The 22,318-nt window shown below is 66.8% G+C and carries 19 protein-coding genes and 1 tRNA gene; 13 read left to right on the forward strand and 7 right to left on the reverse strand.

Annotated elements, in window-relative coordinates; genetic code table 11:
• The first annotated feature begins 67 nt into the window (after window positions 1-67).
• The 4 genes from FB475_RS13965 to FB475_RS13980 are packed head-to-tail and all read left to right on the forward strand — an operon-like array spanning window position 68 to window position 4,710.
• The gene (locus tag FB475_RS13965; protein ID WP_238332136.1) at window positions 68-805 is read left to right on the forward strand and encodes a carbohydrate ABC transporter permease; all 738 of its coding nucleotides are present in this window, start codon (window positions 68-70) and stop codon (window positions 803-805) included.
• Window positions 802-1,614 (forward strand): carbohydrate ABC transporter permease, encoded by an 813-nt coding sequence (locus FB475_RS13970; protein ID WP_141856102.1) that lies wholly within the window; start codon window positions 802-804, stop codon window positions 1,612-1,614. The genes FB475_RS13965 and FB475_RS13970 overlap by 4 nt, the downstream gene beginning before the upstream one ends.
• Window positions 1,611-2,267: a hypothetical protein gene (locus FB475_RS13975; RefSeq protein ID WP_141856104.1), complete on the forward strand. Its 657-nt coding sequence runs from the start codon at window positions 1,611-1,613 to the stop codon at window positions 2,265-2,267. The genes FB475_RS13970 and FB475_RS13975 overlap by 4 nt, the downstream gene beginning before the upstream one ends.
• On the forward strand, window positions 2,251-4,710 hold the full coding sequence (locus tag FB475_RS13980; protein ID WP_141856106.1) for a GH116 family glycosyl-hydrolase: 2,460 nt from the start codon (window positions 2,251-2,253) through the stop codon (window positions 4,708-4,710). Before FB475_RS13975 ends, FB475_RS13980 begins: the two co-directional genes overlap by 17 nt.
• Here the strand turns inward: FB475_RS13980 and FB475_RS13985 are convergent.
• The 3 genes from FB475_RS13985 to adh all read right to left on the reverse strand — a co-directional run bounded on the left by FB475_RS13985 (window position 4,623) and on the right by adh (window position 8,867).
• A complete protein-coding gene (locus tag FB475_RS13985; RefSeq protein ID WP_141856108.1) occupies window positions 4,623-6,830 on the reverse strand; it encodes an alpha-N-acetylglucosaminidase in 2,208 nt (735 codons plus the stop codon). The two genes, FB475_RS13980 and FB475_RS13985, sit on opposite strands and share 88 nt — an antisense overlap.
• A 135-nt stretch (window positions 6,831-6,965) precedes the next feature.
• Complete coding sequence (locus FB475_RS13990) at window positions 6,966-7,343, reverse strand: DUF779 domain-containing protein (RefSeq protein WP_141856110.1); 378 nt, start codon at window positions 7,341-7,343, stop codon at window positions 6,966-6,968.
• Window positions 7,344-8,867, reverse strand: coding sequence for an aldehyde dehydrogenase (adh, locus tag FB475_RS13995; RefSeq protein WP_141856112.1), 1,524 nt, complete (start codon window positions 8,865-8,867; stop codon window positions 7,344-7,346).
• Between the two features lie 78 nt (window positions 8,868-8,945).
• On the opposite strand from adh, the gene FB475_RS14000 reads away from it, so the two are divergent.
• The 7 genes from FB475_RS14000 (at window position 8,946) to FB475_RS14030 (ending at window position 18,047) form a co-directional block, all read left to right on the forward strand.
• Window positions 8,946-10,397, forward strand: coding sequence for a helix-turn-helix domain-containing protein (locus FB475_RS14000; protein WP_141856114.1), 1,452 nt, complete (start codon window positions 8,946-8,948; stop codon window positions 10,395-10,397).
• Window positions 10,398-10,578: 181 nt separating this feature from the next.
• Entirely contained in the window at window positions 10,579-12,732 is a 2,154-nt protein-coding gene (locus tag FB475_RS14005; RefSeq protein WP_141856116.1) for a (Fe-S)-binding protein, read from the forward strand.
• A gap of 86 nt (window positions 12,733-12,818) precedes the next feature.
• Entirely contained in the window at window positions 12,819-13,622 is an 804-nt protein-coding gene (locus tag FB475_RS14010; protein WP_141856118.1) for an SCO4651 family lipoprotein, read from the forward strand.
• Window positions 13,623-13,715: 93 nt separating this feature from the next.
• Window positions 13,716-15,293 (forward strand): alkaline phosphatase D family protein, encoded by a 1,578-nt coding sequence (locus tag FB475_RS14015; RefSeq protein WP_141856120.1) that lies wholly within the window; start codon window positions 13,716-13,718, stop codon window positions 15,291-15,293.
• Window positions 15,290-16,141, forward strand: a complete 852-nt coding sequence (locus FB475_RS14020; protein WP_185759242.1) for a galactose-binding domain-containing protein — start codon at window positions 15,290-15,292, stop codon at window positions 16,139-16,141. The genes FB475_RS14015 and FB475_RS14020 overlap by 4 nt, the downstream gene beginning before the upstream one ends.
• A 43-nt stretch (window positions 16,142-16,184) precedes the next feature.
• Entirely contained in the window at window positions 16,185-17,270 is a 1,086-nt protein-coding gene (locus FB475_RS14025; protein ID WP_141852145.1) for an IS630 family transposase, read from the forward strand.
• Between the two features lie 369 nt (window positions 17,271-17,639).
• Window positions 17,640-18,047, forward strand: a complete 408-nt coding sequence (locus FB475_RS14030) for a hypothetical protein (RefSeq protein ID WP_141856122.1) — start codon at window positions 17,640-17,642, stop codon at window positions 18,045-18,047.
• A gap of 56 nt (window positions 18,048-18,103) precedes the next feature.
• Here the strand turns inward: FB475_RS14030 and FB475_RS14035 are convergent, their stop codons facing one another.
• Entirely contained in the window at window positions 18,104-18,556 is a 453-nt protein-coding gene (locus FB475_RS14035; protein WP_141856124.1) for a hypothetical protein, read from the reverse strand.
• A gap of 65 nt (window positions 18,557-18,621) precedes the next feature.
• A tRNA-Gly gene (locus tag FB475_RS14040) sits at window positions 18,622-18,695 on the reverse strand.
• Between the two features lie 370 nt (window positions 18,696-19,065).
• Here FB475_RS14040 and FB475_RS14045 point away from each other — a divergent pair.
• Both FB475_RS14045 and dcd read left to right on the forward strand, forming a co-directional pair.
• Entirely contained in the window at window positions 19,066-19,506 is a 441-nt protein-coding gene (locus FB475_RS14045; protein WP_141856126.1) for a MarR family winged helix-turn-helix transcriptional regulator, read from the forward strand.
• A gap of 135 nt (window positions 19,507-19,641) precedes the next feature.
• On the forward strand, window positions 19,642-20,217 hold the full coding sequence (gene dcd, locus FB475_RS14050; RefSeq protein WP_141856128.1) for a dCTP deaminase: 576 nt from the start codon (window positions 19,642-19,644) through the stop codon (window positions 20,215-20,217).
• Between the two features lie 48 nt (window positions 20,218-20,265).
• Here dcd and FB475_RS14055 read toward each other — a convergent pair whose 3' ends face one another.
• Both FB475_RS14055 and FB475_RS14060 read right to left on the reverse strand, forming a co-directional pair.
• Window positions 20,266-21,777 carry a YncE family protein gene (locus FB475_RS14055; protein ID WP_141856130.1) on the reverse strand — a complete coding sequence of 504 codons (1,512 nt, stop codon included), beginning with the start codon at window positions 21,775-21,777 and terminating at the stop codon, window positions 20,266-20,268.
• Between the two features lie 194 nt (window positions 21,778-21,971).
• The gene (locus FB475_RS14060) at window positions 21,972-22,217 is read right to left on the reverse strand and encodes a hypothetical protein (protein ID WP_141856132.1); all 246 of its coding nucleotides are present in this window, start codon (window positions 22,215-22,217) and stop codon (window positions 21,972-21,974) included.
• Window positions 22,218-22,318 lie beyond the last annotated feature (101 nt).

Genomic DNA, 22,318 nt, shown 5'->3' on the forward strand with positions numbered 1-22,318 from the left:
CTTCGTCGTCTTCGTCGCGCTGCCACTGCTCGCCGCCTTCGGACTCAGCCTGTTCCACTGGGATCTGTTGAGTACTCCGGAGTTCGCGGGCCTCGACAACTTCGAAAAGCTGGTCACCGACGGCGCGACGATCCGCGCGGTGGTCAACACGTTCGTGTTCGCGCTGGCGTCGGTGGTCACGCACATCGGCCTCGGCATGCTGCTCGCGCTCGGCGTCCACCGGACGATGACGCGCGGTACGAAGTACTTCGTCCGTACGGCGTACTTCTTCCCGTTCCTGGTCTCGTGGGCGGCGGTTGCGCTGATCTGGAAGTACGTCCTCGACCCGACGTTCGGGCTGGTCAACTACTACCTCTCGGCCACCACGAACTGGCTGGCGTCGCCGACGTGGGCGTTGCCCTCGCTGATCGTCGTCGACTGGTGGCACACGATCGGGTACACGTTCATCATCCTGTTGGCCGGTCTGCAGACCGTACCGGCGCAACTGCACGAGGCGGCCCGGGTCGACGGCGCGAACGCGTGGTGGCGGTTCTGGAGCGTGACGCTGCCGGTGATGTCGCCGACGATCTTCTTCGCGACCGTGATCACGTTCATCGGAGCGTTCCAGATCTTCGATCCGATGGTGATCATGACTCAGGGCGGCCCGGACGGTGCGACGCGGAGCATCGTGCAGTACACCTACGAGAAGGGCTTCCAGTCCTTCGAGGTCGGGTACGCCGCTGCGCTCTCGCTGGTGCTGTTCGTGGTGATCATGATCGTCACCGGACTGCAGTTCCGGCTTTCGCGGCGCTGGGTGCACCAATGAAGGGCAAGTTGCTCGACCTCGTGCTCGTGCTCGGTGGGATCGTGATGATCGCGCCGTTGGTGTGGCTGATCGTCAACGCGTTGTCGGAGCCGATCGACGCGTTCCAGTTGCCGCCGCGGTGGATTCCGCATCCGCCGACCTTGCAGAACTTCCAGCAGGTGCCGGGGCTGATTCCGTTCGCGCGGATGGCGTGGAACAGTGTGCAGATCGCGGTGATCACGACTGCAGGCGCATTGTTCACGAGTGCGCTCGCGGCGTACGCGTTCAACCGGTTGCGGTTTCCGGGGCGGGACCAGATCTTCTCGGTCCTGTTGGCCGCTTTGGTGGTACCGGTGCAGTTGACCGTCGTACCGATCTTCATCATGATGCGCTGGCTGCATCTCGTGGACACCACGGTGGCGATCTGGTTGCCGGCGCTGGTCAACGTGTTCGGGATCTTCTTCCTGCGGCAGTACATCTCGTCGATTCCGCGCGAGCTGGACGAGGCGGCGATCATGGACGGCGCGGGGCATTTCTGGATCCTGTTCCGGGTGATCCTGCCGTTGGCGCGACCCGGGTTGACCGCGCTGGGCATCTTCGTGTTCGAGGCGTCGTGGAACAACTTCTTCTGGCCGTACATCTTCCTCTCGACCCCGGAGAAGATGACGCTTCCTGTTGGCCTGGTGTCGCTGCAGGGCGCAGTCGGAGGTGGGCCCGCAGTGGTGCTGTTCGCAGCGATCACCCTGGTGGTGCTGCCGATCCTCGTGCTGTTCCTGATCTTCCAACGCTCGTTCATCTCGTCCATCGCCACCACAGGCCTCCGCGCATGACCGATCACCTACCTGCAGCTTTCAAGGCGCTCTGGTACGAACTGCCGCTGCTCGCAACCGCCGGCGTACTTGTCTGCACCTCTGCCGGGCTCGTCGTTCTACTCAGTCCTGGGCTGACACCGCTGACCGTTCTGGTAAGTGCGTTGGTCGTCTCTCCCGTGTGGGGCGCCGTTGTGGCGACGACGGACGCGGTGGTGCTGGAGGAACGCGGTGGGGTCCAACTACTCCTCAAGAACCTGCGGAGGCATGCACTTGCAGGCTTGCAAGTGGGGGTGGTGCCGGGCGTTGTGGTTGCGGTGGGGTTGCTGAACTGGCAGTTGTACTTCGGCTGGCGAGCCGGGGTGATGTTCGTGCTTCCGCTGGCTGTCAGTGGGTGTGCGAGTGTGCTGCTACTACTCGCCTCCTGCTACGCGTTCAGTCTGCGTGTGAGCGGACGGTTGCGTGGGAAGCAGCTGTGGTTCACCGCGTTGCAGCTGGTTGCACGGGCTCCGCTTGTGCCGCTCGGGGTGCTGGCGCTCGCGTTTGTTGACTTCTTGCTCGGGACATCGGTGACGGCGTCTCTACTACTCCTCGCCCCCGGTCCGGTGGCGTTGTTCGCTTCTGCTGGAACGGCGACCTTCTATGGGACGGAGAAACATGCACTACACCGATGACAACCGTCGACACTTCGCCATGCCGCTGGGAGGTCTGGGCACCGGCACTGTCGCGCTGGCCGGCAACGGTGCGCTCCGCCAGTGGCAGCTGCACAACGTCGGCAACCACGAAGCGCATGTGCCGGACAGCTTCTTCGCACTGCGCCTGTCCCGCGTGGAACCGCCGCTGGACGAAGTACGTCTTCTCCAAGGTCCTCCGTTGACGCCGTCCAACACGCCGCTGGTCACGGACGACGTAGTACCTGTCAGCGAGCAGCAGCTGTACGACGTGATCCGTCCGATCGGTCCGACCAAGGTGACCGCTACCTATCCCCAGGCACGTGTGGAGTACGAGACGGACCTACCTATCGAGCTGAGCCTCGACGTCTTCAACCCGTTGGTGCCGGGCGATGCCGCGGCGAGCTCCCAGCCGGTGGTCGGATTCACCTTCACGTTGCACAACCCCGGGCCGATCGCACTCCATGGCAAACTGGCCGCCGCGCTCCAGAACACCGTCGGCTGGGACGGCATCACACCGATCAACGGCACGTCCTGCAGCCTGTACGGCGGCAACACCAATCGTGTCCGGAAAGCCGACTGGACCTCGGTGGTGTTTGAGAATGGCAGCCTGTCCGGTGACCATCCGGGGGCTGGCCAGGTAGTGCTTGCTGCTGACGGTGAGGCGTTCGTTCACCCGCAGTGGAATCGGCCGGAGGAGTTTGTTGCTTTTCTCAACGGGCCGGTGACGGCAGCGAGTGGGGCGAGTGCACCGGGCAGCACGTGGAACGGCGGGCTCGCCGTACCGTTTCAGCTGGAGCCTGGTGAGAGCAAGCAGTTCAGGTTCCTCATCGCCTGGCACTTCCCGAACCGATATGTCGACTTCAACCAGTTCGGCCCACACCCTGACTACGGCCACAGCCGGTTCTGGCTCGGCAACGCGTACACGCGCCGTACACCGGACGCCGTCGCCGCAGCCGAGTACTTCATCGAGAACTGGGACGAGCTCGAGCACCGAACCACCCAGTGGACGGCAGCGTTCGACAACAGCACGCTTCCCGGTGAGACCGGCGCGCGCATCGCGGCACTGGCGGCCGACATCCGAACCCCAACCGTCTTCCGAACCGCCCAAGGCGACGTGCTCGGCTTCGAAGGCGTCCTGGGTGCGTCCACCGTCATGTGGGGCGGCCGGTACGGCGGTTCGTGTCCGCTCAACTGCACCCACGTCTGGAACTACGAGCAGACCCTCTCCCGCCTCTTCCCATCGCTCGAACAGAACATGCGCGACACCGAGTACGACGTCATGCAGGCCCCCGAGGGCTACATCCCGCACCGCGTCCGCGCCCCGCTCTACTTCAAGCAACTCTGGGACGTGGTGATCGGCGGCCCGGAAGAGCCTGCCCTCGACGGCATGCTCGGCACAGTGCTCAAGACGTACCGAGAGGTACGCCAAGGCGCCGGCCTCGACTGGCTCCGGCACCGCTGGCCGAACGTCGTACGCCTCCTCGACCACATCCACACCAAGTGGCTGCGCAACGACGTACTCCGAGGCATCCAGCCCAGCACCCACGACATCGACCTGTGCGGCGTCAACTCGTTCATGGGCACGCTCTGGCTGGCCGCACTCCGCTCAGCCGAAGAGATGGCGCTCCTACTAGGTGAGGACCCGAAGCACTACAGGACCCTCTTCGAGACGGGCAGCACGGCGTACGACGAACTGCTCTTCACAGGCGAGTACTACCGCCAGATCCTCGACCCGGACGAGACCCGTGACTTCCAGTGGGGAGACGGTTGCCTCGCGGACCAGCTGGTCGGCCAGTGGTGGGCACACCAACTGGACCTCGGCTACATCCTCCCGGAGGACCACGTCCGTACGGCGCTGCGCAACGTCGTACGGCACAACCTGCGGGCGGGCTTCCACGACTTCGAGCACCCGTACCGGGTCTTCGCCGACGGAGACGACACCGGCCTGCTGATGTGCACCTGGCCGCACGGTGGACGCCCCGAGGTACCCACCCGGTACTGCGACGAGGTGTGGACCGGCTCGGAGTACCAGGTCGCCGCGCACTGCCTGTACGAAGGCCTCGCGGACGAGGGAATGTCCGTCCTGCAAGGCCTCTGGGCGAGGTACGACGGCACCCGCCGCAACCCGTTCAACCCGATCGAATGCGGCGACCACTACATCCGCAACGCCGCCGGCTGGTCCGTCCTGGAGGCCCTGACCGGCTACCGCCACAACGCGATCACCAACACGATCACGTTCGCCCCCATGAAGCTGGCTCGCCAAGCAGACGCGTGGAGCTTCCCGTTCGTCACCAACACCGGCTGGACCACCGCCACCTATACCTCCGGCACTCTCACACTCGCATGCCAAAGCGGCTACCTCGACCTCACAACCGTCCATGTAGACGGCACACCACACGAGGTCAACGCACGGCTGATCCCCGGAAACCCCTTAATCATTTGAGGAATGCGCGAGGCCAACTGGTAAGCGTCCCCGCGCTCCGTGGCCGCGTGCTGCGTGTCCGTGTGCGCCCACTGCTCCGCGTAAGCCTTCCAGTCGACGGGAGCCGGCGGCTGACCAGTAGACAGAGCAGTGTCGAGCGCAGCGAAGTACGTACGCCAGCGACCCGCGTAGTAGTCCCCGACGAGCCCGTTCCACTCCCTGCGCGCATAGTCCTGCAGTGTCGCCGCAGCGGCCCAGTCGGTGATCAGGGTGCGTACGTCGTACCGCAGTGCGGCCGCCTCCTCCGGGTTGGCGGCCTGTGCCGTCGCACCGGCCAGCCACGAGCCCAGGAGGAAGTTGTCGTCCGTGCCGAGCAGGTCGTCGAGCAGCTCGAGCCGCTGCAACCAATCGGCGGTCAGCTTCCGGAACTGCCCAAGGTCACGCGCCTGATAGGCAGCCGAGATGCGCGGCAACAACGTCCGGCTGTCATTGGCCATCACCTGCCGGGCCACATCAACCAGGTCGTACCGGTACGCCGTACTTCGTCGCAGCGCGGGCGGCACCGCCAGCAGCTCGCCGAGCGCCTGGCGGAATGCCGCGGGGTCGTACGGAATCGCCGTACCGGTAACTGCCAGGCTGGGCTCGTAGTCGAACAGTCCGGTCGGGTGCTTGCTGTCCGCGCCCGCAGGCCAGCTGTAGACGGTGCTGCCGAGGATGCGCCAAGCCGCCACCGCGTGCGGATCAGCCGAGCCGTAACGGCTGGTGGCATAGTCGGTGAACCACTGCTGCACGTCCACCGGTTGGCTCTCCCACGCCAGGTCGGTGAAGAACGCGACCGCGGCCGGGTTGTTGTCGATCGCCTCGGGCATCAGCGCGATCCCGTTCAGCGCCGTACCGGGTTTGGCCAGCCAGGCATGGAACTTCTCGTTCCACGCGGGCAGTGAAGCGCCGAGGTTCGAGTGGCCGCCGAAGTTCCAGATCGTGCCGAACGCGTACGGCGTACCGAGGAAGTCCTTGTCGCGGTCGGTGATGTTCGCTGCCTCGGAGATGCCGTCGACGACCAGCATCTTCGAGCGGTCGATGGACTGCAGCGTGGCCGGCAGCGGGTTCTTCTGCCAGCCGAGGATCGCCCAGATCGCGCCCGGGTGTGCGGCCTCAAGAGCGTTCTGGACCGCGCGGGAGGCGTCCGGAACGCTCACGTCGCCCGCGGTACCGCCCTCGTGCAGCAGGTCCATCTTGTACATCGTGCTGGGCCCGAACAGGTCCGTCTGAACGCGGTAGAACTCAGCGGCTACCTCTGCGAAGAGGAGGTTCGTCGGGTCGAGCCAATCCGGCCTGGCGAGCCCGTCCCACTTGCCTTGCGGCACAGTCTTCGCGCCCGGGTTCTTGGCGGCGAAGCTTGGCGGGACGGTGCCGAAGTACCCGGGCAGCACCGGCACCATGCCGAGCTCGCGCAGGTGGTCGGCCAGCTGCCGGCCCAGCACGGTACGGCGGTCGATGAGCTGCTGCGAGATCGGACTGCCGAGGCAGCACTCGTTCTGCAGCAGCCACCAGGCCTGGTGTGCCGGCTGCGGGATCCACGCGCGGAGCTCGTCAGCGGTGTACCCGAACTTCCGGAAAGCCCGTTCGTAGACGGCCTCCTGCCCTTCGTACACGAGGACCTGGTTGATGCCGTGCAGCGCGAGTACGTCGATGCGGTGCTGCCACTGCGGCCAGTCGAGATACGGGCCGGCATACCCCTCGTTGGTGTCGTTCAACGCGAACCGGTTGTCGACGGCGGCCCGCTGCTCCGTCGGCTGCGCCGGGAGCGGGAGCCGTACGGGCAGGTTCAGCTGCGAACCCTCGAGCTCGATGTCGGCGTGCGCCACGTGCCGCAGGTACCAACCGAAACCGGTCAGCTGGACCGCGGGCGTCGTACCGCCGATCAGCACCTTCCGGCCGGCCGAGCCGACCCGGAAGAAGTCCTTCCCGGTGCCGCGGTCGAGCGTCTCGAGGACGACCTGATCGGCGTACCGCTGACCGACCAGCCGCACCAACGCATCCCGCGCCGGCCCACCGGCCACCACGACAGGGCCGGACGGGACAACGAGGACCGAAACCGCCGCAACCACACCGGCCAGCACCAAGCGGACGGGCTTCATAGCCGAGTCACCTCGAACGAAGCGGCAACACTTCCGAAAGATCTTTGCCAAACAGCCTTCCGCCGCGGTGAGGATCTGTCAACAGGACAGGGAGTGCCGGCCGCCCGGCAACGCCACCGGACGGACGGCACTCGTTCAGAGGAGTCCGAGCTCGGCGGACTCTTGGTCGGTGAACAGGCGGGAGCGGATCAGGAAGCGGATACCTTCGGGGGCCTCCACCGAGAATCCGCTGCCGCGGCCTGTCACCACGTCGACGGTCAGCTGGGTGTGCTTCCAGTACTCGTACTGGTTCGCCGACATCCAGAAACCGATCGGCTTGTCCACGCCCTCGACGACCAGGTCAGCGAGATGCACGTCCGCCGACCCCGTTCGAAATTCCCCGTCCGGATAGCACATCGGCGAACTGCCGTCACAGCAACCACCGGACTGGTGGAACATCAGCGGACCGTGCATCCCGGTGAGACGGCGCAACCACTGCGCCGCCTCGTCGGTGAGCAGAACCTTCTCGGCCACTCAGAAGAACCCGAGCTTCGAAGGGCTGTAGCTGACCAGCAGGTTCTTGGTCTGCTGGTAGTGGTCGAGCATCATCTTGTGGTTCTCCCGGCCGATGCCGGAGTTCTTGTACCCGCCGAACGCGGCGTGCGCGGGGTACGCGTGGTAGTTGTTCGTCCACACCCGCCCGGCCTGGATCTCCCGGCCGGCCCGGTACGCCGTGTTGATGTCCCGCGACCAGACGCCCGCGCCGAGGCCGTACAGCGTGTCGTTGGCGATCTTCATCGCGTCGGCGTAATCGTCGAACCGGGTGACCGAGACGACCGGGCCGAAGATCTCCTCCTGGAAGATCCGCATCTTGTTGTCGCCCTCGAAGATCGTCGGCTGGATGTAGTACCCGCCGGCCAGGTCGCCGCCGAGGTCGGCCGGAGCGCCGCCGGTGACCACCCGGGCGCCCTCCTCGCGGCCGATCGCGATGTAGGCCAGGATCTTCTCGTACTGGTCGTTGCTCGCCTGCGCGCCCATCATCGTGTCGGTGTCCAGCGGGTTGCCGAGCTTGATCGCCTGCGTCCGCGCCGTGGCGTCGGCCAGGAACGAGTCGTAGATCGACGACTGGATCAGCGCCCGCGACGGGCAGGTGCAGACCTCGCCCTGGTTCAGCGCGAACATCGTGAAGCCCTCGAGCGCCTTGTCGTAGAAGTCGTCCCGCGACGCGGCGACGTCGGCGAAGAACACGTTCGGGCTCTTGCCGCCGAGCTCGAGCGTCACCGGGATGATGTTCTCGGACGCGTACTGCATGATCAGCCGGCCGGTCGTGGTCTCACCAGTGAACGCGACCTTGGCCACTCTGTTGCTGGAGGCAAGCGGTTTGCCGGCCTCGACGCCGAATCCGTTGACGATGTTCACCACGCCCGGCGGCAGCAGGTCCGCGATCAGCTCGATCAGCACGTGGATGGACGCCGGGGTCTGCTCGGCCGGCTTGAGGACGACGGCGTTGCCGGCCGCCAGCGCCGGCGCCAGCTTCCAGACCGCCATCAGGATCGGGAAGTTCCACGGGATGATCTGCCCGACCACGCCGAGCGGCTCGTGGAAGTGGTACGCGATCGTGTCGTCGTCGATCACCGACACCGAACCCTCCTGGGCCCGGAGCGCGCCGGCGAAGTACCGGAAGTGGTCGATCGCCAGCGGCATGTCGGCGGCCAGCGTCTCGCGGACGGCCTTGCCGTTGTCCCAGGTCTCGGCGACCGCGAGCAGTTCGAGGTTGGCCTCGATCCGGTCAGCGATCTTGTTCAGGATGTTCGCGCGCTCGGCCGGCGAGGTCCGGCCCCAGCCCGGCGCGGCGCCGTGCGCGGCGTCCAGCGCGGCCTCGACGTCCTCGGCCGTACCGCGCGCGATCTCGGTGAAGTTCTCACCCGTCACCGGAGTCGGGTTCTCGAAGTACCCGCCCTTGACCGGCGGCACCCAGTCGCCACCGATGTAGTGCTCGTAGCGCGATTTGTATGCGACCGGGCTGCCATCCTGCCCGGGAGCTGCGAAGATCGTCATTGGTCCTCCAACGGATATGGCGTTGGACCGAACCTAAGGACCGTGACGTTGCATCGACGTTGCACCAAGTGAGGTTGTATGGACGGACCGGAGCAGGCCCGGCGGTTGAGTGGGGTGTACGACGACGTGCTCGGCGGCGGTCGCGCCGGGGCCGAACCGCGTCCACTCGTTGCCGCGTCCTGGGAACGTTCGCTGGCCGCCGCGGTCGACCCGGACCTCGACCTTCCGCCGATGATCCTCGAGCAGGAAATGGTCGAGGAGCTGCGCGAGAACCATCCGCTGCGCGCCGTGCTCCCGGTGCTCCGGCAGACACTCACGTCGATCGCCGACGAGGCCTCGCACATCATGATCATCACCGACGCGCGCGGCATGATCCTGTGGCGCGAGGGCGCCGCCGATGTGAAGCGCACCGCGGACCGGATCGCGTTGTCCGAGGGCGCGGTGTGGTCCGAGGACCAGATCGGGACCAACGGCATGGGTACGGCGCTCGCCGTCGGCGGACCGGTCCAGATCCACTCCGCCGAACACCTGGTCCGGCGGATCCACGAATGGACCTGCGCCGCCGCGCCCGTGCACGACCCGGACACCGGCAAACTGCTCGGCGCCGTCGACGTCTCCGGCCCGTTGCGGACCGTCCATCCCGCGATGGTCGCGCTGGTGACCGCCGCGGCCCAGCTCGCCGAGGGACAGCTGAAGGTCCGGATGGCCGCCGCCGACGAGATGCTCCGCGCCCGCAACATGCGGCACCTGATGGCGCTCGGCGATGCCCCGGGCGCCTTGCTCACGCCGACCGGCCGGGTCCTCGCGGTCCAACCGCTCGAATGGTTGCCCGACCGTCTCGTCGTACCGGACGGCGCCGACCGGATCGACCTCGGCGACGGTCGTGAGGGACTCGTCGAACGCCTCGACGAGGGCTACCTGCTGCGAATGCCCGGTACGCCGGTACGCCGCGCGCGCCAGACCCTCCGGCTGAAGCTCCTCGGCTCAGGGCAGCCGATCGCGGTCGTCGGCGGCCGGGAGATCGCACTGACACTGCGGCGGGCCGAAGTACTCGCACTGCTATTACTGCAGCCGACAGGCCTGACCGCGGAGCAGCTGATGCTCCAGCTGTACGGCGACGAGGGCAACCCGACGACGGTCCGCGCCGAGATGCACCGCCTCCGGAACCTGCTGGGCGACGGCGTTCTCGACACCAAGCCGTACCGGATCGTCGCGGACGTGACCGGCGACGTCACCGAAGTACAAACAGCCCTCCGCAACGGCGACCTGCCGGCGGCGCTGGACCTGTACGCGGGTCCGCTGCTCGCCCGCTCCGACGCCCCCGCCCTCCGCGCCGAACGCGACGAACTCGACGCCACGCTCCGCCGCGCAGTCCTCGACCTCCACGACCCCGACCTCCTCTGGCGCTACGCCCAAACCCCCACCGCCGCCGAGGACCTGGAGATCTTCGAGGCCCTCGCTGTCGGGCTGCCCGCGGAAGACCCCCGCCGCGCCGCGGTCGGCGCCCGTCTCGCCCGTCTCCTCGACTGAGGCGGACCTCCCACACTCACCAACCTCCGCCGGCACCCTCCGGCGCCGCCCGCTTGAGCGTGCGCTCAACCGGACGACGGCGTTTAGTGAGTGTCTGAGGTCCGGGTGACACAGAACACGCGGGCGTGATGAGGGCCGCATCGACATGACTGACGAGTAACCAACCAATAACATCGCTGGTATGCAGATCCTCGCCATCGTCGTCTCGCTCGCGGTGACGCTTGTCGCCGTGGCGCTGTTCGGCAAGACGATCGGGCACATGGTGTCCGTGATCAAGCTCGGGCAGCCGGCCGGGCGGACGAACGACCCGGGTAAGCGGACCGTGACCCTGGTCAAGGAGAGCCTCGGGCACACCCGGATGTTGCAGTGGAGTCATATCGGGGTGATGCACTGGTTCGTCGCGTTCGGGTTCATCGGGCTGTTCCTGACGCTGGTGACCGCGTTCGGGCAGTTGTTCGATCCGCACTGGGCGCTGCCGGTGATCGGTCACTGGTTCGTGTTCGAGTGGGTCAGCGAGGCGTTGACCTGGACCGGCCTGGTCTCGATCGTCGGGTTGATCGGGTACCGGCTGGCACATCTGCCGAAGGGTTCGGAGGGCCGGTACAGCCGGTTCTACGGTTCGCGCGCCTGGCAGGCGTACTACGTCGAGTACACGATCCTCGGCGTACTGGTCTGCATCCTTTTGCTGCGCGGGCTCGAGTACCAGCTGGGCGATCAGGAGAAGTTCCACTTCCCGATGACGTTCTTCATCGGGACCGGCCTGTTCGGCGGGCTGAGCGAGCACGGCCTGGAGAACGCGGTCTACCTGATCGCGATGATCAAGATCCTGATCTCGTTCGCGTGGATGATCACGATCTCGCTGAACGCGACGATGGGTGTCGCGTGGCACCGGTTCACCGCGTGGCCGAACATCTGGTTCAAGCGCGAGGCCGACGGCGGTTCGGCGCTCGGCCCGCTGCAGCCGATCATGGTGAACGGCGCCCCGATCGACTTCGAGAACATCGACGAGCTCGACGAGGACGCCGCCCTCGGCGTCGGCAAGGTCGAGGATTTCACCTGGAAGGGCCTGCTTGACTTCACCACCTGCACCGAGTGCGGCCGCTGCCAGTCGCAGTGCCCGGCGTGGAACACCGACAAGCCGCTGTCGCCGAAGCTCGTGGTGATGAATCTGCGCGAGCACGCCTACGCCAAGGCGCCGTACCTGCTGGCTTCGTCCGACGACGAGCGCAAGTCGCTGCCGCAGTTGGTGCTCGACGAGCAGGAAAGGCCGCTGGTCGGGTCGCCGGACGTCGCGGTCATCGACGAGGACGCGTTGTGGGCGTGTACGTCGTGTGGCGCGTGCGTGCAGCAGTGCCCGGTCGACATCGAGCACGTCGACGCGATCATGGACATGCGCCGCTACCAGGTGCTGATCGAGTCCTCGTTCCCGTCCGAGCTCAACGGGCTGTTCAAGGGCCTGGAGAACAAGGGCAACCCGTGGAACATGAACCCGTCCGGCCGGATGGACTGGGCCAAGGACCTGCCGTTCGAGGTCAAGCAGGTCGGTACCGATGTGGAGTCGCTGGACGAGGTCGAGTACCTGTTCTGGGTCGGCTGCGCCGGTGCGTACGAGGACCGCGCGAAGAAGACCACGCAGGCAGTCGCCGAACTGCTGAACATCGCCGGCGTCTCGTTCGCCGTACTGGGTGACGGCGAGACCTGTACGGGTGACCCGGCCCGGCGTTCGGGCAACGAGTTCGTGTTCCAGCAGCTCGCGATGCAGAACGCCGAGGTCTTCAAGGAAACCAAGGTCCGCAAGGTCGTCGCGACCTGCGCGCACTGCTTCAACACGCTGAAGAACGAGTACTCCCAGCTCGGTGTCGAGCTCGACGTCATCCACCACACCCAGCTGCTGAACCGGCTCGTCCGCGACGGCAAGCTGACCCCGGTCGCACCGGCCGACAGCTCGCTCAACGGGCAGAAGATCACCTACCACGACCCGTGCTACCTCGGCCGCCACAACCAGGTGTACGACGCCCCGCGCGAACTGCTCGACATCATCCCCGGCGCGGAGTACGCCGAAATGCCCCGCAACCAGACCAAGTCGTTCTGCTGCGGCGCCGGCGGCGCGCGGATGTGGATGGAGGAGAAGCTCGGCACCCGGATCAATCTCAACCGCACCACCGAAGCCGTCGAGACCGGCGCCGACAAGATCGCCACCGGCTGCCCGTTCTGCCGCGTCATGCTCTCCGACGGCCTCACCGCCAAGCAGGCCGACGGCTCGGCCCGCGAGTCCGTCGAGGTCCAGGACGTCGCCCAACTGCTGCTCGCTTCTGTAAGGCGTGGCGAAAGCTGAGTTGCAACTAGCTGCAAAACCCTTCCTCCCCAGGCGGTCCAGACCATAAGATCCACCGTCTGCATCACCTGGGGAGGAAACGCATCATGAAGTTCCGCGCCGCCATGGCCACCGCGGCCGTCGTACCGCTCGCCCTCGGCCTCGCCGCCTGCGGCAACGACAAACCCGAGGCCACCGGCTACAAGCCGTCGGTCCCCGCGAGCACGACACCCGCGCCGACGCCGGTCGCCACCAAGACCACCGAGCCGGCCCAGCCCGCGCCGGTCGTGCACCTGAACCGGGTCACGTTCGTCCCGGCGATGACGGCGGCCGTCGGCAAGCAGAAGTCGTGGCACACCATCGGCACGATGTCGATGAACGGCCGCAAGCTGATGACGATGGACGGGTACCAGACCGCGAACCCGGTCGCGATGTCGATGGAGATGACCGGCGAGGCCTTCCAGGGCAAGACCGCGAAGATCGTCGTCGTCAAGAACACCGCCTACGTCTCGATTCCGGGGATGACCCCGGCCGGCAAGTTCGCCGAGTTCAAGTCCGGTGCGAACGAGCAGCTCTCGCAGCTCGTCGAGGGCGGCGACCCGACCAAGATCTACAAGTCGTTCGGCTCCAGCCTGATGGACGCGAAGTTCGCCGGCGAGGAGACGATCGGCGGCCAGAAGCTCGACCGGTACAACGTCACCGTCAACACCGCGAAGGCGCTCGCCGCCCAGGGGAAGAAGGTCCCGGCCGGCGTGCCGGCGGCGCTGACCTACTCCATGTGGATGGACAAGGCGCACCTGATCCGCCGGCTCGCCTTCGACCTGAGCGGCGTCTCGATGGTGATGAACCTGACCGACTACAACAAGCCGGTGCACATCACCGCGCCGCCGGCGAGCAAGATTGTGAAGTAACGGCCGGTATCGGTCATCTTCCCGCCCGATCGTGTGAACTTCTCGTAATCTCCCGTTACGGATGTGATCACCTCGGGATGATCGGGTGGGTGGATGCCGATGTTGAGCAGTCGACGAAACTTCCTCACGGTCAGCGGAGCCGCGGCGGCGCTCGCGCTGAGCGGCAGTCTTCCGGAGATCCGGGCCGCGGCGGCGGGCTGGACCGGCCGGCCGGACCGGCGGGACCCGTTCACGCTCGGCGTCGCGTCCGGCGACCCGTTGCCGGACGCGGTGGTGATCTGGACCCGGCTCGCCCCTGATCCACTCGCGCCGTTCGGCGGGATGGACCGGCGACCGGCCGAGGTCCAGTGGCAGGTGGCGGAGGACGAGCAGTTCCACCGCGTCGTCCGCGCCGGCTCGTACAAGGCCAGGCCCGAGTCCAGCCACTCGGTGCACGTCGACGTCCGCGGGCTGCGGCCGTGGCGGCACTACTGGTACCGCTTCCGCGTGAACGGGCAGTTGAGCCCGGTCGGCCGGACCAAGACCGCACCGGCGTACGACACCCAACTGTCCGAGCTGTCGCTGGCGTTCGCGTCCTGCCAGGCGTGGTGGGAGGGCTGGTACACGGCGTACGCCGACATGGCCCAGCGCGACCACGATGTGGTGTTCTTCCTCGGCGACTACATCTACGAGTTCGGCATCGACCGCGGCATCCGCCCGCATTCGAGCGAGCCGTACATCACCCAGCAGACCGTGACGCTGGACGAGTACCGGCTGCGCTACGCGGCGTACAAGATGGACCCCGATCTGCAGCAGGCGCACGCGGTCGCGCCGTGGATCGTCACGCTGGACGACCACGAGGTCGTCGACAACTGGGCCGACGAGGCGCATCCGAGCGCGCCGCCGGCCCAGTTCCTGGTACGCCGGGCCAACGCGTTCCGGGCGTACTGGGAACACATGCCGCTGCGGTTCGCGCAACTGCCCAGCGGCCCGGACATGCAGCTGTACCGGCGGATCCGGTACGGGCGGCTGGCCGAGTTCAGCGTGCTCGACACACGTCAGTACCGCTCCGACCAGGCGTACGGCGACGGCACGAAGGCGCCCGGTCCGGAAACCGCCGACCCCTCGCGGACGATCACCGGCGACGCGCAGGAGAAGTGGCTTCTCGACGGCTGGGCGGCGTCGCAGACCCGGTGGAACGTGCTCGCCCACCAGACCGCGATCGCCCGGCTGGACACGAAGGACGGGCCGGGGGTGCTGGTCCCGATGGACACCTGGGACGGATACGAGGCGTCCCGGAACCGCGTTCTCGGCGGCGCCGCGCAGCGCAAGGTCCGCAACCTCGTCTCGATCGCCGGCGACCTGCACCGCAGCGTGGCCTCGGACCTGAAGCTGGACTTCACCGATCCGGCGTCCCCGACCGTCGGCGCCGAGTTCGTCGGTACGTCGATCACGTCCGGCATCGACGGCCAGGACCTGGACCCCGGCGGCGCGACCCTGCTCCGGGAGAACCCGCACATGAAGTTCGGCAACTTCCAGCGCGGCTACGTCAGCTGCAGCATCACGCCGCAGCGGTGGATCTCCGACTACCGCGTCGTCGACAAGGTCTCCGTCCAGAACGGCACCGTCAGCACCCGCGCCAAACTCCTCGTCGAGGACGGCCGGCCCGGCATCGCGGAGGTACAGGCATGAAACTCCCTCGCCAGACCGTGGTCGCGGCCGGCACGTTGGTCGCCGCCGGCCTACTCGGCTCCGGTTCGATGCCTTCGGCAACTTCCAATGTGGCGGTCAGCGTTGCCCCGGAGCAGCTCAGCGTGGTCGGCCTCCCATGCTTCCCGGGGCTGCTCAACCTGACAATGACCAACACCGGCGCCCAGCCGCGGTACGCCGACCTGACGCTCGAGCCGACCGGTCCGCTGCAGCTGTCCCGGACGATCTTCTCGTCGTGGCTGCCCGCAGTCGACCCGGACCAGCCCGTATCTGCGCCGGTCGAGGTCCGGGTCCCGCGGGACGCCGAGCCCGGCACGTACCAGCTCGGCGTCGAGGTCGACCAGCAGCGGGTCGACGTACCGGTGACCGTCGAACCACTGCCGCCGAAAGGTCCCGGCGACAACTTGGCTCTCGGCGAGCAGGCGATCGCGTCGTCCACCCACGGCAACTTCACCCTCTGCGGCGCGGTCGACGGCGACAAGGACTCCGAACACTGGGACACCCTGACCGGCTGGAACGACGGCACCCGCGCAGTCTTCCCCGACACGTACGACGTCGCGCTGTCGGCGCCCGCCACCGTCAACCGGGTAGAGCTCTACACCCTGGACTCCACGAAGTACCCGGCCCGCGTCAACGGCCTCCGCGACTGGGACGTCCAGATCAAGTCGAACGGCACCTGGCAAACGGTCGCCCAGGTCCGCGGCAACACCGCCGGCCACGTCACATCCACCTTCCCCCCAACCCAAGCCGAAGCCATCCGCATCCTCTGCCTGGACGGCAACGACCACACCTACTCCCGCATCGTCGAACTCGAGGTCTACGGCAGCTAGTGTCGTGAGTCAGTAATTCGGTGTTAGTCGGTATGCTGTGGTGATGCCGAGCCCGAAGGTTGATCCGGTGGTGTTGTCCGACGAGGAGCGGTCGGTGCTGGCCGGGTGGTCCAGGCGACGGAAAACGTCGCAGGCATTGGCGTTGCGGTCCCGGATCGTGTTGCGGTGTGCTGACGGCGGCACGATCGGCGAGGTCGCTGAGGCTGTCGGGGTGTCGCGGAACATGGTGTCGAAGTGGCGTTCGCGGTTCCTGGCCGAGCGGCTGGACGGGTTGTCGGACGAGCCGCGGCCGGGCCGGCCGCGGACGATCACCGACGACGACATCGAGCAGGTGATCACCAAGACGCTGGAGTCCACGCCGGGCGAGGACACGCACTGGTCGACCCGGTCGATGGCGTCGGCGACGGGGATGTCGCAGTCGGCGGTGTCGCGGATCTGGCGGGCGTTCGGGTTGAAGCCGCATGCGATCGAGACCTGGAAGCTGTCCACGGATCCGTTATTCGTGGACAAGGTCCGCGACGTCGTCGGCCTGTACATGAGCCCGCCGGAGAACGCGTTGGTGCTCGCAGTCGACGAGAAGTCGCAGATGCAGGCCATCGACCGGACGGCGCCGATCCTGCCGGTGATGCCAACGACACCGGCGCGGATGACCCACGACTACGTGCGGCACGGCACCACCAGCCTGTTCGCCGCCCTGGATCTGTCCAGCGGGTCGGTGATCGCTCAGCACTACCGCCGGCATCGGCACCAGGAGTTCCTGCGTTTCCTGAAACTGATCGACGCCGCCGTGCCCAAAGACCTCGACCTGCATCTGGTGCTGGACAACTACGCCACCCACAAAACCCCCAAGGTGAAGGAATGGCTGATCCGCCACCCCAGGTTCCACCTGCACTTCACCCCCACCAGCTCGTCGTGGCTCAACCTGGTGGAACGCTGGTTCGCCGAACTCACCAACCGCAAACTGCGCCGCTCCGCCCACCGCAGCGTCACCGAACTCGAGGCCGACGTCCGCGCCTGGATCAACACCTGGAACGAAGACCCCAAACCCTTCGTCTGGACCAAGACCGCCGACCAAATCCTCGACACCCTCGCCGCATACTGCCAACGAATTACCGACTCACGACACTAGATACGGACTGGAGAACAGACCCTTCAGAAATAAGGGAGAACAAAGAGAAGAAAGAAGAATATAAAATTAGTGGCTGAGTCAGGCACTCGGCGCAGGACGAACTGGCCTCGACCCAGTGTGCCACCGATGCCGACGATCGCGACCAGTAGCTCACCAGGCACGGCGGACTGGAGACTGCTGATTGGACTTGGCCTCCACCCCGAGGCACCAACCACGCGACCGCATTTGGTCGATGGCGCGCACGTGGGAGATGTCACGTGGAAACCACCCCGGTGCGAGCCGGCGCCCTGCGTATTCTCTGGCTCGACCGAAACGGACAACGCACTCCCGGATCGCGATGTCGCGGTTGCGGGAGTTGAGGAGTACTGCATGAAGAAGTGGCGCGTGCTGATGGCAGTTCCGCTGGTGGGGCTGGCGATGACGGCCGGTACGGCGACGGCGGCATCGGCAGCGACGGGTACGCCGAGCGGGGCACCGCCGTCCGGGGTCACCTGCGTGTCGGTAACCGGCGCGAAAGCGTGCTACCAGTCGGGCTCGGACAAGGTCTGGGTGAAGGACACCAAGGCGAACGGCCAGTCCGCGGCCGGCACGATCAAGTCGCTGCCCAGCCACACCAAGTGGTACCGCGAGTGCTTCAATACCCGCGGCGCGGCCGGCGGTTGGGTGGTGTGCGACTTCGACGTACCGAACTACCAGCCCGGCGTGCTGTGGGCCGTCAACAACCCGTTCATCGGCGCCCAGGCCAGTACGTCGATCAACACCGGCCCGATCATCTGACTCAACACGGTTGACCTAAGCAACATCTGCCTAGGTCAATCGTTTGAGCGACCGTCTCAGCCGAGCGCCGCGAGCACGTTCACCAGAACGACCACTGCCAGAATCGCGCCGACAACGCCGAGGAGTACGCCGAGGCCTTTTCGCTTGACCTTGGTGTGGCCGATGCTGCCGGACATGAACTGGTGGTACGGCGACGCGTAGAAGACTGGCACGGCCTGGTTCGGCTGCACTGTGCAGTCGAGTGATGCTTGGCCGTAGGTCCGGATCCACTGCGAATGGATGTCGATGTGCAGCGGCCCGGCGAAGACCGGGATGTCGTTGCGCCCGTACTTCACCGGCACCGGGTAACGGTTCAGGTACACCGTCGGCGGGATCATGTTGGACGTCAGCGCACTCCCCTGGATCGTCAACTGCAGCATCCCGCTAGGAACCTGCTGCTGGTACGACGGCTGGAACTGTGCCTGCTGATACTCCGGCGCCTGGAACTGGGGCGGCTGCTCGTGGCTCATGCGGCCACACGATATGCCAGAACACACCAAGCGGCGGACACCATCTCCGACCTGAGCCCGAACTGTGGAGCGGGTGACGGGAATCGAACCCGCACTGTCAGCTTGGGAAGCTGATGTTCTGCCATTGAACTACACCCGCCTGGCCGGTCTCCCGGCAGCGGAGAAGAGCATAGCCGATGTCGGGGGCGGCAAGCACGCCGGGTCCGCGCGGCGGAAGCAGTTGACTACTTCCAGGCAGGGCGCCGGCCTGCGGCGGCCGGTAGGAGCTTTGCTGCGGTGTCAGCCGGATGCCCGGAAAAAGGTGGCCGGATGCATCGAAAAGAGCTGTGCGGGCGGTTTGCAGCGGGCCTTCCTGGGCAGTTTTCCACAAAGGGCACGTTCAGGACTGGGCAGGTTCGTCATCTTCTGGCAGATTAGAACGCGTTGCCGGGGGCAACATTTGCGCAACGTGAGGATGGCGGTCCTGGACCGGACGATGGTTGCGGGGCAACTGGATGAAGGGGTGAACGGTGGCAACAGACGCAAGTGACGCGGTGGACAACCTGGAGAAGGAGCTCGTCACGTTGGCACGCCGGCTGCGCGGGCTGCAGCGGACGCTGTCCGACGAGGCGCACCCGGACCTGGAGCCGGCACAGTACGCGTTGCTGAACCACGTGGAAGAGCTGGCGCCGGTGCGGATGGCCGACCTGGTCGCCGCTCTCGAGGTCGACAAGGGTCCGGTCAGCCGGGCCTGCGCGCGCCTGGAGGAAGAGGGTCTGCTGAAGCGGGCGGCCGACAAGTCCGACGCCCGGGCGACCCTGCTGACGCTGACCGCGGCCGGCAAGCGCAAGCTGTCGGCGGCTCGGAAGAAGCGCCACAAGGTGATCGAGGACCTGCTCAAGGACTGGTCGCCGGCGCAGGTCAAGACCTTCGCCGGTCAGGTGTCGAAGTTCAACAAGCTGGCCAACTGACGATAGTTGCCTCAGGCCCAGGTCTGGTGGTGCGGCCCCGCCGGAGAGCTGAGGGCTCCGGACGACTCCATCACCAGCACCGGCCCCGGGGTACTGACGCTGTGCGGATGAGCAGCACGCTGCTAACGTGCGACCGTGCTGCTCTCCGATCGCGACATCCTGTCCGAGCTCGACGCGAAGCGGGTCCAGCTGGATCCGTTCGATGCTGCGATGGTGCAGCCGTCGAGCGTCGACGTACGGCTGGACCGGTTCTTCCGGGTCTTCGAGAACCACCGGTACCCGCACATCGACCCCGCCGAGGAACAGCCGGACCTGACCCGGCTGGTCGAGCCCGACGGCGACGAGCCGTTCATCCTGCACCCCGGTGAGTTCGTCCTGGGGTCGACGTACGAGCTGGTCACGCTCCCCGACGACGTCGCCGCGCGGCTCGAGGGCAAGTCGTCGCTGGGCCGGCTCGGTCTGCTGACGCACTCCACGGCCGGCTTCATCGACCCCGGCTTCTCCGGCCACGTGACGCTGGAGCTGTCGAACGTCGCCACGCTGCCGATCAAGCTCTGGCCCGGGATGAAGATCGGACAGCTGTGCTTCTTCCGGCTGTCCTCGCCCGCGGAGAACCCGTACGGCTCGGCCAAGTACGGCTCCCGCTACCAGGGTCAGCGCGGGCCGACACCATCGCGTTCCTACATGAACTTCCACCGCACCGAGATCTGACCAACGAAAGAGGGCCTCGGGAACCCCGGGGCCCTCTGTTTCGACGGCTCAGGCGGTCGGCTTCAGGTAGACGGCGACCGTCTCGACATCGAGGCCGTTGCTGGTCGGAAACTGCGTGTAGACACCGCCGTACGGCGAGACCGCGTCCGGCGACTCCGGGGTGCCGTTGTACTGGCTCATGTCGCTGCCGCCCGGCGTCGAACCGTCCGACGGCGACGGCGTACCGCTGTCGGAGGGGGTATCACCGGCCGTCGGGGAGCCACTGTCCGAGGGTGTGCCACCGGTGGACGGGCTGGTCTCGTTCGGGGTCGCGGAAGGTGTCGGGCTCGGCAGGTCCTGGCCGGTCTTGGCGTCCAGCAGCACCGCCTGCTTCTCGGTCTGCACGTAGACGACGCCGTGCAGCGCCGCAGTCACCTCCGGTACGACGCGCTCGCCGGACAGGCTGTTCCAGCCCCAGACCTTCTTGCCCGTGGTGTCGTCGAACCCGAGGATCTCCTGCGGGCCGGTGGGCTGGTTCTCCCGGCAGACGATCGAGGTCGCCTGGTCCCAGACGCAGCCGTAGCCGCCGGAGTCCCGGGCGGACAGTCCGGGCGCCGACTTCACCACAGCCCCGCTCGCCAGGTCGACGGAGAACAGCGAACCGACCTCGTCGGTGCCGGTGGAGCTCTCCTTGTACACCGTGCCGTAGAAGTAGGCGTGCTTCGCGCCGCCGGCGATCGCGGACAGCGCGACCTGCTTCAGCGGGATCTGCTTGGTGATCTTGCCGCTCGCGCCGTCCGCGAGCACGACCGTCCCGTCGGCGGTGGACTGGTTGTTCGACGCCTTCACCGCCGCGACCACACCGCCGTGCACCGCAGCCGCGCTGACGCCCGGAATGACGGTCGCCTTCTGCATCTTGGGGTCCGCGAACACCGTGACCCTGCCATTCGCATTTCCTGCGACTGCGACCTGGCCGTTGTCGGGGTCGAACTGCAGCGAGGTCAGGTTCGGCGTGCCGGCCGCGGTCGGGCCGGTCCCGTCCACCGTGCTCACCGGGGCGGAGATCTCGGCGACCTTCTGTCCGGAGTCGACGTCGATCCACTGGATCAGCACCAGGCCCTGTGGCTTCTGGGTGCCGTTGCCCTTGTCGGCCTCGGCGTACGCGACGATCGCGACGTCCTTGCCGTCGAGCTTGACGCCGACCGGCGCGGTCACGCCGCTGACGGTCGTGGTGTCCGTCGTGGTCGACTTGACTGTCCAGGACTTGCTCGGGTCGGCGATGTTGTTGCCGATCAGGCCGTCGTAGTGGCCGATCAGCGCCACCGGGCCGACCATGCCGACCTTGGCCTCGTCGTAGATCTCGCGGGTCTGGACCTTCGGCACCGGGAACGCCGCGGCGGCGGTGAAAGCCTTGGGCGGGTCGAAGGAGGGGATGCTCGGTGCGCTCGGCGTCGGCGAGCTGGTGGAACCGCTGCCGTTGGTGCCGGAACCCGAATCGGACTTCTTGTCGTTGCCGCCGCAACCGGCCAGTAGAAGCAGGGCTGCAGTGACAGCTGTGGTCGCCACCATCGGACGCAACATCGTTGGCTTGTCTCCCAGGTCGCCGAAAATGATCGACTGAACGCTAGCAGTGCCGACGGGTCGGCCCGGAAGTTATCCACAGGCATTGCACGAACCTGCAATGTTCCCGGGCCGTCACCCGCCGCCGTGCGTTCCGACCAGCCCCAACCGCCCGAGCACTCCGACGATCGCGACCCCGGTCATCGGCACCCGGGTCACCGGACGATCGAGAGGCCGGTCCCGCGGCGCCGCGGCTGCGGCTCGCTCAGCACCCGCGCTGCCGGCTCGGTCAGCGCCCGGGAGGCCGGCTCCAGCCGGTCGGCCAGCCGGCGCAGTGCGCCCGCCAGCCCCTCCCGAGGGGTGCGGCGGATCTTGCCCTCGTTCCGGTGCGCCCGCGCCTCGGCCACCCGCAGGTGCTCGGCGACCCGGTGCCTGGCAACTTCCTGCTGTTCGCTGATCATGATGGTGCTCCCCTCGGATAGTCCCCGTGCTGTTTTTGGCAGTGCTGAACCGCAGGTCCCACCCCCAGTGGCAGGACCTACATCAAGACAACGAACCCGGC

It is taken from the genome of Kribbella jejuensis (genome assembly GCF_006715085.1).
GTDB lineage: Bacteria > Actinomycetota > Actinomycetes > Propionibacteriales > Kribbellaceae > Kribbella > Kribbella jejuensis.